The 17,219-nt window shown below is 69.1% G+C and carries 13 protein-coding genes; 6 read left to right on the forward strand and 7 right to left on the reverse strand.

What is annotated here, in order from left to right:
- Positions 1–8: 8 nt before the first annotated feature.
- Positions 9–782: an SDR family oxidoreductase gene (locus AC1Q6E_RS05715; protein WP_152797509.1), complete on the forward strand. Its 774-nt coding sequence runs from the start codon at positions 9–11 to the stop codon at positions 780–782.
- A gap of 18 nt (positions 783–800) precedes the next feature.
- On the opposite strand, the gene AC1Q6E_RS05720 is transcribed toward AC1Q6E_RS05715, so the two are convergent.
- Both AC1Q6E_RS05720 and acnB read right to left on the reverse strand, forming a co-directional pair.
- Positions 801–1,244, reverse strand: coding sequence for a MarR family winged helix-turn-helix transcriptional regulator (locus tag AC1Q6E_RS05720; RefSeq protein WP_296555576.1), 444 nt, complete (start codon positions 1,242–1,244; stop codon positions 801–803).
- Between the two features lie 148 nt (positions 1,245–1,392).
- On the reverse strand, positions 1,393–3,978 hold the full coding sequence (gene acnB / locus AC1Q6E_RS05725) for a bifunctional aconitate hydratase 2/2-methylisocitrate dehydratase (protein WP_152797511.1): 2,586 nt from the start codon (positions 3,976–3,978) through the stop codon (positions 1,393–1,395).
- Between the two features lie 169 nt (positions 3,979–4,147).
- On the opposite strand from acnB, the gene AC1Q6E_RS05730 reads away from it, so the two are divergent.
- The 4 genes from AC1Q6E_RS05730 (at position 4,148) to tcuB (ending at position 9,668) form a co-directional block, all read left to right on the forward strand.
- On the forward strand, positions 4,148–6,028 hold the full coding sequence (locus AC1Q6E_RS05730) for a serine hydrolase domain-containing protein (RefSeq protein WP_492572370.1): 1,881 nt from the start codon (positions 4,148–4,150) through the stop codon (positions 6,026–6,028).
- Positions 6,029–6,035: 7 nt separating this feature from the next.
- Positions 6,036–6,965: a LysR family transcriptional regulator gene (locus AC1Q6E_RS05735; protein ID WP_152797513.1), complete on the forward strand. Its 930-nt coding sequence runs from the start codon at positions 6,036–6,038 to the stop codon at positions 6,963–6,965.
- A 77-nt stretch (positions 6,966–7,042) separates the two neighbouring features.
- Entirely contained in the window at positions 7,043–8,464 is a 1,422-nt protein-coding gene (tcuA, locus tag AC1Q6E_RS05740; protein WP_152797514.1) for an FAD-dependent tricarballylate dehydrogenase TcuA, read from the forward strand.
- Entirely contained in the window at positions 8,451–9,668 is a 1,218-nt protein-coding gene (gene tcuB / locus AC1Q6E_RS05745) for a tricarballylate utilization 4Fe-4S protein TcuB (protein WP_152797515.1), read from the forward strand. Before tcuA ends, tcuB begins: the two co-directional genes overlap by 14 nt.
- Before the next feature lie 15 nt (positions 9,669–9,683).
- Here the strand turns inward: tcuB and AC1Q6E_RS05750 are convergent, their stop codons facing one another.
- Genes AC1Q6E_RS05750 through AC1Q6E_RS05760 form a run of 3 tightly spaced genes read right to left on the reverse strand, consistent with a single transcriptional unit; the run spans position 9,684 to position 13,715 of the window.
- Positions 9,684–11,342, reverse strand: coding sequence for a thiamine pyrophosphate-binding protein (locus AC1Q6E_RS05750; RefSeq protein WP_492572371.1), 1,659 nt, complete (start codon positions 11,340–11,342; stop codon positions 9,684–9,686).
- Positions 11,339–12,790: a sulfatase family protein gene (locus AC1Q6E_RS05755; RefSeq protein ID WP_492572372.1), complete on the reverse strand. Its 1,452-nt coding sequence runs from the start codon at positions 12,788–12,790 to the stop codon at positions 11,339–11,341. Before AC1Q6E_RS05755 ends, AC1Q6E_RS05750 begins: the two co-directional genes overlap by 4 nt.
- Before the next feature lie 4 nt (positions 12,791–12,794).
- Positions 12,795–13,715, reverse strand: a complete 921-nt coding sequence (locus tag AC1Q6E_RS05760) for a tripartite tricarboxylate transporter substrate-binding protein (RefSeq protein WP_296555581.1) — start codon at positions 13,713–13,715, stop codon at positions 12,795–12,797.
- A 141-nt stretch (positions 13,716–13,856) separates the two neighbouring features.
- Here AC1Q6E_RS05760 and AC1Q6E_RS05765 point away from each other — a divergent pair, with 141 nt between their 5' ends.
- Entirely contained in the window at positions 13,857–14,771 is a 915-nt protein-coding gene (locus tag AC1Q6E_RS05765; protein ID WP_296555582.1) for a LysR family transcriptional regulator, read from the forward strand.
- On the opposite strand, the gene AC1Q6E_RS05770 is transcribed toward AC1Q6E_RS05765, so the two are convergent.
- Entirely contained in the window at positions 14,768–16,195 is a 1,428-nt protein-coding gene (locus tag AC1Q6E_RS05770; RefSeq protein WP_152797520.1) for an NAD-dependent succinate-semialdehyde dehydrogenase, read from the reverse strand. The genes AC1Q6E_RS05765 and AC1Q6E_RS05770 overlap by 4 nt on opposite strands.
- A gap of 26 nt (positions 16,196–16,221) precedes the next feature.
- Positions 16,222–17,199: a Bug family tripartite tricarboxylate transporter substrate binding protein gene (locus tag AC1Q6E_RS05775; RefSeq protein WP_296555584.1), complete on the reverse strand. Its 978-nt coding sequence runs from the start codon at positions 17,197–17,199 to the stop codon at positions 16,222–16,224.
- Between the last annotated feature and the right edge of the window lie 20 nt (positions 17,200–17,219).

Genomic DNA, 17,219 nt, shown 5'->3' on the forward strand with positions numbered 1-17,219 from the left:
ATGACATCATGGATCTGGGAATCGCGGGACGCACGGCATTGATCACGGCTTCGAGCAAGGGCATAGGCAAGGCCTGCGCGATGGAGCTGGCCAGCCAGGGAACGAACATCGTGATGTGCGCGCGCGGACGTGCGCAGCTGGAGCAGGCGGCCGAGGAAGTCCGGGCCGTCGCGCGCGGCGAGGTCACGGCCATCCCCGCGGACCTGACCTCGGCCAAGGACATCGACGCGCTGATCGATGCGGCCGAAAAACGCCACGGCGGCATCGACATCCTCGTTTCCATCGGCGGCTCGCCCAAGCGCGGCGGCTTCGACGCCATCACCGAGCAGGACTTGCGCGATGCCTTCGAGATGTCGGTCATCGCCGCCTTCAGATTGTTGAACCGCACGCTGCCGGGCATGCGGGCCCGTGGCTGGGGCCGCGTGGTCACCGTGCAGTCGCGGGCGGTGCGCGAACCGATACCCGACCTGGTGACCTCGATCGCCACCCGCCCCGGCGTCAACGGACTGTTCAAGTACCTGTCCAAGGAAGTGGCCGGCGACGGCGTCCTGCTCAACACCATCGTGCCCGGGCGCATCATGACCGACCGTTTCAAGGGCGGCCAGGACCTGGCCACAGACAGCCAGGCCTACACGGCCGGCAAGCTGGCGGGCATTCCCGTGGGCCGCTTCGGGCAGCCGGAGGACATCGCGGGGGCTGTCGCCTTCCTGTGCTCCGAGCGCGCCTCGTACATCAACGGCACGGCGCTGCAAGTGGACGGCGGCGTCATCAACGCCATCTGACCCGCGGGCCCGCGGGCCTTACTCCGCGGGTCCGATGTTGGTCTCTATCCTGCCCAGCACCCGCATGAAGGTCGCGAGGTCGGTCTTGCTGATGCCCTGCAAGGCGACCTCGTTGATGTTCTCGACCCGAGGCAGCAGCACCTCCTCCAGGCCCCTGCCCTTCTCGGTCAGCGACACCAGCACCTTGCGCTTGTCCTCGGAGTCGGGCTGCAGCGTCACCATCTTCTGCGCCTCGAGCTTGCGCAGCGCCGCCCACGCGGTGGGCTGGGTCAGCCCCACCATCTCGGCGATCTCGCGCTGGCTCACGCCGTCCTTTTCCCACAGGGCGCGCAGGAAGAACCACATGCCATACGAGATCCCGGCGCTGTTGATCTGCTGTTCCATGATCGGGCGCAGGCGGCGGAAGGTCCTGCCGAGCAGGAAACCTATGCTGCGATCGATGGGATAGTCTTGAGTGCGCATAGTCGTGAACATCATTGGGCCCAGGCAATGATAGCTCACGCGCCTGCGCCACGCGGCGCCCTTCGCTCCAATAGAAAAGGCGCCCCGTCCGGGGCGCCTTTCAATACTGCCGGACGACCCGAACGGGCCGCCCTTCCTCACCTGCCGATCACACGCCCACCGAATCGGCCACGTCCTTGAAGTCGGGGATCTGGTCGAAGTTCATGTAGCGATAGATGGTCTTCTCGTGCTCGGCCAGGACGCCGGTCTCGGCCATGTACTCTTCCTTGGTCGGGATGCGGCCCAGGCGCGAGCAGATGGCGGCCAGTTCGGCCGAACCCAGGTACACGAAGGAGTTCTTGCCGAGGCGGTTCGGAAAGTTGCGGGTGCTGGTCGACATGACCGTCGCGCCTTCGCGGACCTGCGCCTGGTTGCCCATGCACAGCGAGCAGCCCGGCATTTCCATGCGGGCGCCGGCCGAACCCAGGACGCCGTAGTGGCCTTCCGCGGTCAGCTGCTGCTGGTCCATCTTGGTGGGCGGAGCGACCCACAGCTTGACCGGGATGTCGCGCTTGCCTTCGAGCAGCTTGGACGCCGCGCGGAAGTGGCCGATGTTGGTCATGCAGCTGCCGATGAACACTTCGTCGATCTTGGCGCCGGCCACGGCGGACAGCGTCTTGACGTCGTCCGGGTCGTTCGGGCACGCCACCAGGGGCTCGTGCACGTCGGCCAGGTCGATTTCGATGACGGCGGCGTACTCGGCGTCGGCATCGGGTTGCAACAGTTCAGGGTTGGCCAGCCAGGCTTCCATGGCCTTGACGCGGCGGCCGATCGAACGCTCGTCTTCATAGCCGTTGGCGATCATCCACTTCAGCAGCGTGATGTTGCTGTTGATGTACTCGATGATCGGTTCCTTGTTCAGGCGCACCGTGCAGCCGGCGGCCGAACGCTCGGCGGAGGCGTCGGACAGTTCGAAGGCCTGTTCCACCTTCAGGTCCGGCAGCCCTTCGATTTCCAGGATGCGGCCCGAGAAGATGTTCTTCTTGCCCTGCTTCTCGACGGTCAGCAGGCCTTGCTGGATCGCGTAGTAGGGGATGGCGTTGACCAGGTCGCGCAGCGTGACGCCGGGCTGCAGCTTGCCCTTGAAGCGGACCAGCACCGATTCAGGCATGTCCAGCGGCATGACGCCGGTGGCCGCCGCGAAGGCGACCAGGCCCGAGCCGGCCGGGAAGCTGATGCCGATGGGAAAGCGGGTGTGCGAGTCGCCGCCGGTGCCGACCGTGTCGGGCAGCACCATGCGGTTCAGCCACGAGTGGATGACGCCGTCGCCCGGACGCAGCGAGATGCCGCCGCGATTGCTCATGAATTCGGGCAGCGTGTGGTGCGTCTTGACGTCCACGGGCTTGGGATAGGCGGCGGTGTGGCAGAACGACTGCATCACCAGGTCGGCCGAGAAGCCCAGGCACGCCAGGTCCTTCAGCTCGTCGCGGGTCATGGGGCCGGTGGTGTCCTGGCTGCCGACCGAGGTCATGCGCGGCTCGCAGTAGGTGCCCGGGCGGATGCCCTTGCCTTCCGGCATGCCGCAGGCGCGGCCGACCATCTTCTGGGCCAGCGTGTAGCCCTTGCCGGTATCGACCGGGTTGTTGGGCAGGCGGAACAACGTCGAGGGAGCCAGGCCCAGGGCCTCGCGCGCCTTGGCGGTCAGGCCGCGGCCCACGATCAGCGGAATGCGGCCGCCGGCGCGCACTTCGTCGAACAGCACGTCGGACTTGATCTCGAATTCGGCGATCACTTCGCCGTTCTTCAGGGCCTTGCCTTCATAGGGGCGCAGCTCGATGACGTCGCCCATGTCCATCTTGGAGACATCCAGCTCGACCGGCAGCGCGCCCGCGTCTTCCATGGTGTTGTAGAAGATGGGAGCGATCTTGCTGCCCAGACAGACGCCGCCGAAGCGCTTGTTCGGCACGAAGGGGATGTCTTCGCCGGTCCACCACAGCACGGAGTTGGTGGCCGATTTGCGCGAGGAACCGGTGCCGACCACGTCGCCGACGTAGGCGACCGCGTGGCCCTTTTCCTTCAGGTCATTGATGAGCTTGAGCGGACCGACCTTGCCGGGCTCTTGCGGCTCGATGCCCGGACGCGGGTTCTTGAGCATGGCCAGCGCGTGCAGCGGGATGTCGGGGCGGCTCCAGGCGTCGGGCGCGGGCGACAGGTCGTCGGTGTTGGTTTCGCCCGTGACCTTGAACACGGTCAGCGTCAGGCTTTGCGGCAGCTCGGGGCGGCTGGTGAACCACTCGGCGTCGGCCCAGCTTTGCAGCACGGCCTTGGCGTTGGCATTGCCCTTGTCCGCCTTTTCCTTCACGTCGTGGAAGGCGTCGAACATCAGCAGGGTTTTCTTCAGGCCCGCGGCGGCGATCTCGCCCACCTGGGCGTCGTCCAGCAGCTCGATCAGGGCGCTGATGTTGTAGCCGCCCAGCATCGTGCCCAGCAGCTCGGTGGCCTTGGCGCGGTCGATCAGGGGGCAGGCTTCCTTGCCCAGGGCGACGGCGGCCAGATAGGACGCCTTGACCTTGGCGGCGTCATCCACGCCGGCCGGCACGCGATGGGTCAGCAGATCCAGCAGCGTCTGTTCCTCGCCCTTGGGCGGATTCTTGATCAGCTCGATCAGGTCGGCGGTCTGCTGCGCCGACAGCGGCAGCGGGGGGATGCCAAGCGCGGCCCGCTCGGCAACGTGTTGACGGTAGGATTCAAGCATTGGAGGTGTCCCGGTGTGAAGGGATTGAGGGCGATCGCCGGGATTGTAGGACTAGCGGCGGCGTGCCGCAAGTGTCTTATATCTTATATAAGACATGAAGACCGCCTCCGTACGGTCGAGCCGGGATAGAATCATTTTCCCGATATTCGGCCACGCAAGGGTAATCGAGATGAATTCAAGGAAACTGAATCTGGATTGCCCCGCCGGAATCGCGCCGGCAGGGGCATCCCCCCTGCTTTCCCCGTCGCGCCGCCACTGGATGCAGTTCGCCGGCGCCGGCGCCCTGCTCCACGCGCTGCCCGGCTGCGGCGGCGGCGACGATCCCGTGCCCGACGCAGGCCGGCTGTCCGAGGCCATCCAGTGGGGGCGCGACGCCATCCGCCAGGCCGTCCAGAAAGACCAGGCCACCGCGGTCTCGGTCGCGCTGATGACCAGCGAAGGGGTGATCTGGCAGGAAGCCTTCGGACTCGCGGATCCGCAGGGCAAGGTGGCCGCCACCGTCGATTCCCGCTTCAATATCGGCTCGGTCAGCAAGGTGTTGGCCGCGCTGGCGGCCATGGTGCTGTGCGACCGGGGCAAGCTGGCGCTGGACGCGCCGATCACCCGCTATCTGCCCCGGTTCTCGATGCTGTCCGGCGAATACGGCCAGATCACGCTGCGCCACCTGCTCAGCCATTCGTCCGGGCTGCCCGGTACCAACTGGCGCAATATCTTCGCGTTCGAGCCCATCGCCGGCTACGCGCAGGACACCGAGGACGGCCTGGCCCACTTCCACCTGAAGCACCAGCCGGGGGAGCTGGCCGTCTATTGCAACGACGGTTTCACGATGGTCGAGAACCTGGTGGCGGCGGTCACGGGCCAGTCGTACGCCGAGTTCGTCCGGCGCGAGATCCTCGACCCCCTGGGCATGAGCCGTTCCGCCTACCCGGTGCAGGCCTTCCCCGAAGGCAGCTTCGTGCATCCGGTCTACGAAGGGCGGCGCATGGGGCAGGAATTCGTGTCGGCCTACGCCACCGGCGGCCTGGCCTCCACGCCCGGCGACATGATGCGGCTGGCGAAGATGTTCCTAGACCTGGGCATGTACCAGGGCAAGCGCCTGGTGTCGCAGGCGGCCGTCCAGGAAATGGGCAAAGACCAGACCACGAGCCTGCGCATCAACCCCTGTCCCGAATGGCGCTGGGGCCTGGGCTGGGACTCGGCGCGGCATCCCGGCCTGGACAGCGTCGGCATCAAGGCCTGGCAGAAGAACGGCGGCACGAGCTTCTTCTCGACCGAGTTCTTCGTGCTGCCCGACCAGCGCATGGCCCTGCTGCTGACGGGAGCCGGCACCACCTACGGGCCGCTGCGCATCGCCGAAGGCGTGCTGCTGCGGGCCCTGTCGACCACGCGCGCGATTCCCGCCGTGCCGGCGGCGCTGGAAGGCATCCCCGCGGCGGCGGCGCCGTCCATCGATGCCGCCGGGCTGGCGGGCATCTATGCCGATTTCGAAGGGCCGTACAAGGTGCAGGCCGCCGATGCCGGCACGATCGACTTGCTGCGCAGGAAGGCCGGCGCCTGGGAGCCGCTCGCCCCGGGCCTGACCCTGCGCGCCGACTGCTGGTGGTGGAACGACGCGCCGACCGGGAACAGCTTTCGATGGCTGGTCCTGGACGGCAAGCAGTACATGATCCAGCGCGTCCCGGCCGGCTGGGGGCACTACCGGCTGACCCTGTCCGTGGGCCAGCGCCTGGCGCCGCTGCCACCGCTGTCCCCCGCCTGGCAGGCCCGCCTGGGCACGCGCTGGGAACCCACCAACGAATCGCCCGAGTCCGTGGCGCTGGTCCTGGGCGATGGCATCGCCGCGCTGGACGAGCTGGCTGAATTGCCGGGATACGTGATGTGGAACGACGGCCAGTTGCTGCGGCCCGATGGCGACGACCGTGCCAGAATGACGATACAGGTACCCGTCAATCACGGGCGGGACCTGGTCGAGCTCGAGTTCTCGACGGTCGGCGGCCAGCCGCAGATGCGGTCGGGGTCGTCGCTCTATCGCCTGCTGGCGGAGGACTGATCCCACCTTGGAACTGCGCCAACTCCGCTATTTCGTCCGCGTGGTCGAACTGGGCAGCATGGGCCGCGCCGCGCGCGAGCTGGGCCTGGTGCCCTCCGCCCTGAGCCAGCAGATCAGCCGCCTGGAGGGCGAGCTGGCCACCCGGCTGCTGCAGCGCACCGCGACCGGCGTCATCCCCACCGACGCGGGACTGGCGTTCTGGCGGCAGGCGCAGATGGCGCTGCGGCACGCCGACCAGGCCGTGGTCGCGGCGCGCGAGGCCCGGTTGTCGGGCGCGGTCAGCATAGGCTTCGCGCCCTCGACGGCATCGCTGCTGGCCCGCCCCTTCATCGCCGCCATGCATGACCGCTACCCCGACGTGCGGCTACATCTGGTGGAAAGCCTGTCCGGCCATCTGGCCGGCATGCTCAACGCCCGCCTGCTGGACCTGGCCGTGCTGTTCCAGACCGACAGCGGCCGGCACTGGAGCGTCCTGCCGCTGCTGGACGAAAAGCTGTTCGTGGTGGCCCGGCCCGACCTCGTATCCGACCGCCAGCCCCGCCAGCCGATGACCGTGGCCGATGCCGCGCGGCTGCCGCTGGCGATGCCCAGCAAGACGCATGGCCTGCGCATCCTGGTCGATGCCGCCTTCGACCGCGCGGGCGTCGAACCGGACATCGCGCTGGAGATCGACGGCCTGACCACGCTGATGAACACCGTGATCGATACCCCCATCGCCACCATCCAGCCCGGCGTCGCCGCCGGCGGGATGCACGAGGGGCGCCTGTGCCTGTATCCGCTGGACGATCCCTACCTGTTCCGGCGCAACGTCGTCACCAGCGTCTCGGACGACGAACTTTCTCCCGCGGCGCTGGCCGCGCGGGTGGTCCTGGCGGACCTGATGCGCACGCTGGTGCGCGACGGCCATTGGCCGGGAGCCACCATTCACGAATCGTGAATACCCATTGCCCGCGCGCCGTCTAGCCCGGCCGGGCCGCTGCGCCTACAGTGATTCCTCACTGATAGGAAAGCGGAATGATAGATGTCCTGGTCATCGGCGGCGGCAACGCCGCCCTGTGCGCGGCCCTGATGGCCCGCGAGGCGGGCGCCAGCGTCATGCTGCTGGAGGCCGCGCCGAAGGAATGGCGCGGCGGCAACTCGCAGCACACGCGCAACCTGCGCTGCATGCACGACGGTCCGGAAGACGTGCTGGTCGACAGCTACCCGGAAGAGGAATTCTGGCAGGACCTGCTCAAGGTCACCGGCGGCATCACCGATGAAAAGCTGGCGCGCCTGGTCATCCGGGCCTCGTCCAACTGCCGGGACTGGATGCGCCGGCATGGCGTGAACTTCCAGCCCGCGCTGTCCGGCACCCTGCACATCGCCCGCACCAACGCTTTCTTCATGGGCGGCGGCCGGGCACTGGTCAACGCCTACTATCGCAGCGCCGAGAACCTGGGCGTGCAGATCCGCTACGGCACGCCGGTGCATGCGCTGGAACTGGACGGCGGCCGCTTCGTGGCGGCGCTGGCCGGCAACGAACGGATTCCCGCCCGCGCCTGTGTCATGGCCTGCGGCGGCTTCGAGTCCAACACGGCGTGGGTGCGCGAGGCCTGGGGCCAGAACGAACGGGGCGAATGGCCGGCGGACAACTTCCTGGTGCGCGGCACGCGCTACAACCAGGGCGCGCTGCTGAAATTCATGATGGACGCCGGCGCCGACATGATCGGCGATCCGACCCAGTCCCACTGCGTGGCCATCGACGCGCGCTCGCCCGCCTACGACGGCGGCATCTGCACCCGCCTGGACTGCGTGTCGCTGGGCATCGTCGTCAATCGCGACGCCCAGCGCTTCTACGACGAAGGCGAGGATTTCTGGCCCAAGCGCTATGCGATCTGGGGCCGGCTGGTCGCCTTCCAGCCGGACCAGATCGCTTATTCCATCATCGACGCCAAGGCGGTCGGGCGTTTCATGCCGCCGGTGTTCACCGGCATCCGGGCCGACAGCCTGCCCGAGCTGGCGCGGCTGACGGGGCTGGACGAGACCCGCCTGATGCAGACGGTACGGGAATTCAACGCGGCCTGCCGGGGCGAGCGCTTCGACCACACCATCATGGACGACTGCCGCACGGAGGGCATCTCGCCCGTCAAGACACACTGGGCCCGGCCGCTGGATACCCCGCCCTATTTCGCCTATCCGCTGCGGCCGGGAATCACTTTCACCTATCTCGGCACCAAGGTCGACGAGAACGCCGCCGTGCATTTCGGCGGCCGTCCCAGCCCCAATCTGTTCTGCGCCGGCGAAATGATGTCCGGCAACGTGCTGGGCAAGGGCTACACGGCTGGCGTCGGCATGTCCATCGGCACGGCCTTCGGCCGCATCGCCGGCACCCGCGCCGCCGAGGCAGCGGAGAAGAACACCAGTATCCACGGAGCGCCCACACTTGAAACAGCTTGAGGACCTCGCGCGCGATGCGCAAACCCTGGCGGCCGGCGTGCAGGCCGTGCCGGTACAGTGGCGGACCCAGGCCGCCGCGCAGGGCGGCGCCTGTTCGACCGCGCTGACCGCCGACGAAAACGAAGCGGCCCGCGTCCTGCAGATATGCAATGCCTGCCGCTATTGCGAAGGATTCTGCGCGACGTTCCCGGCCATGATGCGCCGGCTGGAATTCGGCAAGGCCGACGTCCACTACCTGGCCAACCTGTGCCACAACTGCGGCGCCTGCCTGCACGCCTGCCAGTACGCGCCGCCGAACGAATTCGGCGTGAACGTGCCCCGCGCGATGGCCAAGGTGCGCGTCCAGACCTATGGCGACTACGCCTGGCCGGGCTTCCTGGGCCGCCTGTACCGCCACAACGGCGTGACGGTGGCGCTGGCGACGGCCTTCGCGCTGGCGTTGTTCCTGGTGCTGGCCGCCGCCATGAACGGCGGCATCCGGCACGAACCGCTCGCCGGCAACTTCTACGCCATCTTTCCGCACAACCTGCTGGTGGCGTTGTTCGGCACGGTGTTCGTGCTCGCCATCGCCGCGCTGGGGGTGGGCGTGACGCGTTTCTGGCGGGACGTGTCCCCCGGCTCGCCCTCCGGCCCCGCCGTGGCCGAGGCCGCGCACGACGCGCTGCGCCTGAAGTACCTGGACGGCGGACACGGCAAGGGCTGCAATGAAGCGGACGACGCGTTCACGCTGGCACGGCGCCGGTTCCACCACTTCACCTTCTACGGCTTCATGCTGTGCTTCGCCGCCACCTGCGTCGCCACGCTCTACCACTACGCGCTGGACCTGCACGCCCCGTATCCCTTGACCAGCCTGCCCGTACTGCTGGGCACGGCGGGCGGCATCGGCCTGCTGATCGGACCGGCCGGGCTGCTGTGGCTGAACCTGCGGCGGCACCCGGAGCACGGCGATCCCGACCAGCGCCCCATGGACCGCGGCTTCATCTGCCTGCTGTTCCTGACCAGCCTGACCGGCCTCGCGCTGCTGGCCGTGCGCGACACCGGCGCCATGGGCCTGCTGCTGGCCGTGCACCTGGGCGTGGTGATGGCCCTGTTCCTGACCCTGCCCTACGGCAAGTTCGCGCACGGCATCTACCGATGCGCCGCGCTGCTGAAGTGGAGCATCGAGCGGCGCCAACCGGGCAGCACGCGGCTGACGCCGGATTGATCCGGCCCTGACGCCCTACCCCCGCGCCAGCGGCGGCCCCGAGAACGGCTTGGCGAAAGGCCCGATCGCGCGCATGTCGAACTCCACCAGCACGGCCGGCGCGTCGCGCCCGGCCGCGTCGCGCAGCACATGCTCCAGGCCGTCCAGGTCGCGCACCGCGATATGGTCCATGCCGACCGATCGCGCGAGGGCGCCCAGTTCGAAGCCGTGCAGGTCGCAGTAATAGCGGCGGCCGCCGTAGTCCGCGTCCTGGAGGTTGCGCAGGATGCCGTAGCCGCCGTCGTTCATCACCAGCATGACGATGCCGGTCCGCTCCTGGACCGCGGTGGCCAGCTCGCCCAGGTTCAGCATGAACCCGCCGTCCCCGGCCAGCAGCCAGGTCTTGCGGTCCGGCCGGCCGGTGGCCGCGCCGATGGCCATGGCCAGCCCCTGGCCGATTCCGCCGCCCACGGCGTGGATGCCCTGCCCCGGCGCGAATACCTGCATCAGGCGGTTGCCCCAGGTGCTGTTGGAGATGGTGACGTCGCGCACCCAGCCGAAGTCGCGGCCGCACACGGCCTGCACGGCGTCGGCGATGCGGTCGTAGGGCGCGATCGCGCCGCGCATGGTGGACTGGGCGCGCTGCCTGGCGCGCGCGGCCTCGTCCGCCAGTCCGGCATCGGCCCGCATGCGTCCGGCGAGTCGGTCGGCCAGCCTGGCCAGCGTCAGGCGCGCATCGCCCCGCACGAACAATGAAGTCGGATAGGCGCGCTGCTCGGCCAGGGGATCCGTGTCGATCTGGACCAGCATGCGCGGCAGTTGCAGCGTGTGGGTCAGCGTTTCCGGGACGCGCAGGCGGGACCCCACGACCAGCATCGCGTCGCAGCCCTGGTAGAAAGCCTCGATCGCGGGCTGGCCGTTGAAGGCGCCCAGTGTGCGCGGGTCGTCCTCGGGCACCGCGCCCTTGCCCTGCAGGGTGGTCACGGCCACGAAGCCCAGGTCCAGCAGGCGGACGATCTCGGCGCGGGCATGGCGCGCACCGCCGCCTATCCACAGGACCGGCCGCCGGGCGTCGGCCAGCAGATCGGCCAACTGGTCGACCGCCGCGTCGTCCGGCTCGGCCGGTGCCAGGACGGGCGGTGGCGGAGGTGGCAGGACATCGACCAGGGCGCCTTGCAGGTCGATGGGAATCTCCACGCTGACCGGCCCCGTGGGCGCGGTCAGCGCCAGCCGGACGGCCTCCTGGATCGTGGCCAGGGCCGTCTCGGCCGACCACACGCGCAGCGCCGCCTTGGAAACCGCCCGCAGCATGCCGAGCTGGTCCTTGGCCTCGTGGACGTAGGAGCGGCCCCGGTCCAGGTAAGGCAGCGCGACCTGCCCGGTGATGTGCAGCAGCGGCGTACCCGCGGTCCAGGCCTCGACCAGCGCGCCGGCCGCATTGCCGGCGCCCGTGCCCGTGCTCGTGAAAGCCACGCCCAGGGAATTCGTGGCGCGGGCGCAGGCGTCGGCCATGCCCACCGCGCCGGCTTCGCCGCGCGCGCCTACGTAGCGGATACGCCCATCGCGCCCCAGCGCATCGAGCAGCGGCATGTTGTGGATGGACAGGACACCGTAGGCCTGGCGTACGCCCAGTCGGTGCAGGTACTGGACCAGGGCGTCGCCCACGGTGTGCTGGCTGGAAATCGATGCGTTCATGGATGCAGGCCTTCGGTGGCGGATTGAGGAACTGGCGTAGCGCCGCGGTGCCCCGTTCGAAGCGCGGCTTCGCGGCCGCCGGCCTGGCGGACCAGTTCGTCCTGGTCGTGCTTGGCAAGCCGATCGATCGCTTCGGGATAGAGCCGCTCGCACAAGGCGGCGCGCATGGCGTGCACGGTGGCGGCCATGTCGGGACGGGCGGCGAGGTCGTCACGCTCGCGTGGATCGGCCACGATATCGAACAGCTCGGGGGCGTAGTCCACGTAGTGGTGGTACTTGTAGCGGCCGCGCACGAGGTAGTAGGCGGCGCTGGGCGATCCGACACCATGGTATTCGCCCAGGACGACGCGATCGGACTCATCGGGCCCCGCTGCCAGGTCCCGCAGCGACCGGCCGGGCAGCCCGGCCGCGGACGGCGCCAGGCCCATCGCCTGGAGCACGGTGGGATACACGTCCACCAGGCTGGCATCGGTGCGGCACCGGTGCCCGGCCGGCACGCCCGGGCCGGCCAGCACGAGGGGAATGCCCGCCGCCTCGCGATACAGCGTGCCTTTGTTCCACAAGTCGCGGGCGCCCAGATTGTCGCCATGGTCCGACGTGTAGATCACCGTGGTCCGCGCCGACAGCCCGGTCGCATCCAGCGTGTCGAGCACCATGCCCATCTGCTCGTCCATGAACTCGACCAGCGCGAAGTAGGCCGCCACCGCCAGCCGGACGCGCTCGGGCCCTTCCAGCGCCGCCGCGTGATCGATGTAGGCCAGCGACCGCCTGATCCACGGATGGCGCGCGGCGGCCGGCTCCGGCAGACAACCGTCGAACAACGGATCCTCCAGCACCCGGCGCAGGTAGCGCTCCGGAACGACCAGTGGAAAATGCGGCGCGACCATCCCCACGAACAGGGCCCACGGCGCGGAGTCGGCGGCGTGCGAGCGCAGCCACTCGCAAGCCGTTGCGCCGACCGTGCGATCGTATTCGTTGTAGGCGGACTCGCCCGCGCCCAGGGACTTGAACATGCCCGACGGCATGGAGGTCTGCGGCAGCGGATTGCGCACCGATCCCCAGACCTGGCCCACGCCGCCGGGAATATGCATGGGCAGCCGCTGGCGCCGGAAACCGGTGGGGTCCTCGGCACGGCGGAAATGCAGCTTGCCGACGGACTCGGCCAGCAGTCCGGCCCCGGACACGTCCTGCATCCAGGACCTCACCCGGCCGTCATAGGCGATGGCATTGTCCCAGTAGCGATGGTCGTGCACATATCGCCCAGTCGCCAGGCTGGCCCGCGCGGGCACGCACAGCGGGCTGGGCGTCCAGGCGCGCTCGAACACCGTGCCCCGGCGCGCCAGCCGGTCCAGGTTGGGCGTGCGCACACAGGGATGGCCGGCGAACCCCGCGATCCAGGGATTGTGCTCGTCGGACAGCAGCACCAGGACGTTGGTGGGGTCGGCCATGGCGTCATTTCTCCAGCGAGAAACCGGTGCGCTTGACCACCGCGGCCCACTTGGCGTCCATGGCGCGCATGGAGGCATCGAGCTCCTGGCTGGACAGGGACAGCGGATCGAGCGACATGCGCTCCAGCCCCTCCCGGTAGGCCGGTGCCTGGCAGGCCTTGACCAGGGCCTGGGTCAGGGCCTGCCGGACCGGGGCCGGCACGGCGGCTTGCGTGTACACGCCATAGAACAGATCGCTGGCAAGATCAGGGAACCCGGACTCCGCCACCGTGGGGACGTCGGGCATGAAAGGGCTGCGCCGCGAGCCTGTCATCATCAGCACCCGGGCCTTGCCCGACTTGTAGGGCGTCACGAGATTGGGCAGGGCGGAGATCACGGCCGGCAGGTGACCGCCGGAGATATCGTTCAACGCCTGTGCCCCGCCCCGGTAAGGCACATGGATCAGAGGCACGCCCGACAGACGTTCGATCTCGGTGCCGATGAAATGCGGTTCGGTGCCCGCGCCCGGCGTGCCATAGGACGCCTCGGCGGGATGGGCCTTGGCCCAGGCCAGGAAATCGGCCATCGTGCGCGCCGGCGCGGCGGCGCCGACCGCGAAACCGAACTGGTAGCCGCACAACGTGGTCAGGCAGGCGACGTCGCTCATCTTGTAGCCCAGGCCGGCGTTGACGCGGGGCGCGATCGTGAACACCCCGGGCGGGGTGACCAGCACGGCTCCGCCATCGGCGGGCGATCGCAGCAGGGCCTCGACACCGATCTGCCCGGCGGCGCCGGCGTGGTTCTCGACGATGGCCAGATAGCCAGCGCCGCGCAACTGGTCGCCGGCCATGCGGGCGGCCACGTCGACCGCGCCGCCGGCAGGCCCGGCCACCAGCAGCCGCAGCCGCGTGACCGGTTGACTGCGTACCGCGCGGCAAGTCATCATGGATGCCGCTGCAGCACTAAGGAAGTGGCGCCGGGTGAGCATCGTCGTCTCCAAAGCGGGATGGAGCACTCATTCTAGGGAGCCCCTCGCCACCGGGATAATGAAAAGCACCGTGCCGCCCATAACCCGCGGTTTATGCCCATGAGCGACCTCATCCGCCGACTGACCCTGCGCCACCTGCGCCTGCTCGTCATGCTGGGCGAACTCGGCAGCGTCACGCGCACGGCCCAGTTGCTGCACATCACCCAGCCCGCCGTCTCCAAGGCCATCCGCGACCTGCGCGACATCCTGCAGGACCCGCTGTTCGAGCCCACTCCCGACGGATTGGCCTGGACGGCCGCCGGCAAGGCGACCCTGCAGCGGGCTCGCGCGATCCTGCGCAACGTGGAAGACCTGGAGCGGGATACCGCCCGCCGCGGCCGCGCCGGCGACTCGCCGCTCGGCCTGGGCCTGACCCGCATCGCCGAAGCGGTGGTGGCGACGGCCCTGCCCTATGCCCTGGCCGAAGGGGGCGTGCGCGTCAGCCTGCGCCACGGCACGCGCGAGCAGATGCACAGCGAACTCGCGGCCAAGTCCATACATATGGCGTTCGGGCGTTGCGACGCGGGATTCCGCCTGCCCGACTTCGAGTACCACCCGCTGTACAGCGAAAGCTACGCGGTCGTGTGCGGCCGCCAGCATCCGCTGGCGGGCAGGACGGCCAGCCTGGAAGAACTCTCGGGCCAGACCTGGGTACTGCCCCCGCCGGGCACCTTCGCCCACCATCTGGTGGAACAGGCGTTCCTGGCCGAGAACCTGACGCCGCCCGCGCCCGGCATCGTCTCCACGCTGGGGCCGGGCGATATCCGGCTGGTGGAGACCCAGCCGGTGCTGGCGCTGGCGCCGCGCAGCGAGGCGCGGCGGCTGGTGGAATCAGGCACGGTGTCCTGCGTGGAAGGACTGGCGCTGCCGCCGCAGCAGATAGGCGCCATCCTGCTGCGCGCCGGCGAGCGCCACCCCGCCTGCGAACTCGCCATCCGGATGCTGCGCGCCGGACCCGAAGCCGGGGAAGCCTAGACCTGCGTGATGAACTTGGTCACCAGGTAGCCGTCGAAGGTCTCGGTGCCGCCCTCGGTTCCCATCCCGCTGTCCTTGATCCCGCCGAAAGGGATTTCCGCCGGACCCATGCCGAAATGGTTGATGTTCACCATGCCGGCCTCCAGCCCGTCGGCCACGCGCGTGGCCGTCTTCAGCGACTCGGTGAAGACGTATGAAGCCAGGCCGAACGGCAGCGCGTTGGCGCGCCGCAAGACCTCGTCCTCGGTGTCGAAGGGCACCACCGGCGCCACCGGGCCGAAGGGTTCCTCCTGCATGATGCGCGCATCGTCGGCCAGGTCCGCCAGCACCGTCGGGGCGAAGAAAAACCCCTGTCCGTCGCGCCGGCCACCGCCAGTCACGACGCGGCCGCCCCGCCCCACCGCGTCCTCGACCAGCGCAGCCATCGCGGCCACGCGGCGGGGGTTGGCCAGCGGCCCCATCTGCGTGTTTTCTTCCAGGCCGTCGCCCAGCCGGGTCCCGGCCATGGCTTGCGCGAAAGCATCCAGAAAACGCGGATAGGCGGCCCGCTGGACATAGAAGCGGGTCGGCGACACGCACACCTGGCCGGCATTGCGCAGCTTGAAGCGCGCCAGCATCGCCGCCGCCCGGTCGATGTCGGCATCGGCGAACACCAGGACCGGGGAATGGCCGCCCAACTCCATCGTCGTCCGCTTCATGTGCGCGCCCGCCAGCGCGGCCAGTTGCTTGCCCACCGGCACCGACCCGGTGAAGGAAATCTTGCGCACGGCCGGCGCGGTGATCAGGTGGCGGGAAATCGCCGCGGGATCGCCCCAGACGATGTTGAACACACCGGGCGGAAAACCGGCATCGTGGAACAGCTCGGCGATCGCGACCACCGCGCTGGGCGATTCCTCGGGTCCCTTCAGGATCAGCGTGCAGCCGGCCGCCAGCGCGGCGGCCACCTTGCGGATGGCCTGCGCGAACGGGAAGTTCCATGGCGAGAAGGCCGCGCATACGCCGATCGGCTCGCGCACCACCCATTGCCGGACGCCGGGCTGGCGCGGCGGGATCACGCGGCCGTAGATGCGCCGGCATTCCTCCGCGTGCCACTCCACGTGCTCGGCGCAGGACTCGACCTCGACCAGGGCCTCGGCCAGCGGCTTACCTTCGTCCAGCGTGATGTCCCGAGCGATCCGCGCGGCGCGCGCGCGGACCAGCGCCGCCACCTGCCGCAGCAGGTCGGACCGCGCCAGCGGAGAAGTGCGCCGCCAGCCGGGAAAGGCGCGCTCGGCGGCGGCGATGGCACGATCCAGTTCGGCCGCGCCCACGTGCGGCAGACGGCCGATGATCTGGCCGTTGGCCGGGTTGATCACCTCGCCGCCGGGGCCGCCGGCGTCCTCGATGAATTCGCCATCGATGTAGAAGGACAGCTTGCGGTACATATCCGTGCTCCTGGTTCCAAGATTCGTCATTGCGCCGTCACGCCCAGTTTCCTGATCAGCGGTCCGTATACGGACGCGTCCCGCTCCATCTCGGCGCGGGTCTGCTCGGGAGCCGGTACGCGGATCTCCACGCCGCGCTTGCCGTAGTTGCCGCGCAGCGCCGCATCGTCCATCGCCATGCGGATCTCCTTGTTGATGTGGGCGGCCAGCGCGTCGGACATCGTGCCCGGCGCGAACACCGAGAACACCGTCGACGGAATCGACCCGGGCTTGCCGCCGGCCTCGGCCAGCGTCGGCACCTCGGGCATGAAGCCGCTGTGCTGGTCCGCCCCGCTCACCAGCACCTTGATCTTGCCGCCCTGCGCCTGCTGGCTCATCACCAGGCCGCCCGCCATCAAGGCGTCGACCTCGCCGCCCAGCAGCGCGGTCAGCGCGGGCGCCACGCCCTTGAAGGGCACGTAGGTGAAATCCACGCCCTCGGAAGCGGCCAGCATGGCCATGCCCAGGTGGGATACGTGGCCATTCCCGCCGGTGCCAACGTTGATGGCGCCGCGTCCGGTGCGCGCCTTCTCCATGAAGCCCTTGTAGTCGTTCACGCCCAGGCTGCTGCGCACGGCCACGTACAGGTCGATGTGGCCGACGTCCGCAACGGGCTTGAGCTCCTTGCGCCAGTCGTAGGGCAGGTTGGCGTACAAGAAGGGATTGGCGACCAGCGCCAGCCGGTCGACCATCAGCAGGGTCGAACCGTCGCCCGCCGACTTCGCCACGTTGCCCGCGCCGATGATGGCATTGGCGCCGGGCTTGTTCTCCACCACGAACACCTTGCCGGTACGCCTGGCGAGCTGGTTGCCCAGGTCGCGGGCCAGCACGTCGGGCTCGGTGCCCGGGGGATAGGGAACGACGATGCGGACCTGCTCAGGCCCCCAGGGCGTTTCGGCCCGGGCCGGCAGGCACAGGGTGCAGGCCAGCGCGAGAAAGACGAAAAGAGACTTCAGACTTGCCATGATGCTCTCCGAAAACGGCG

This window comes from Pigmentiphaga sp. MLSB6-MA01, assembly GCF_058793475.1.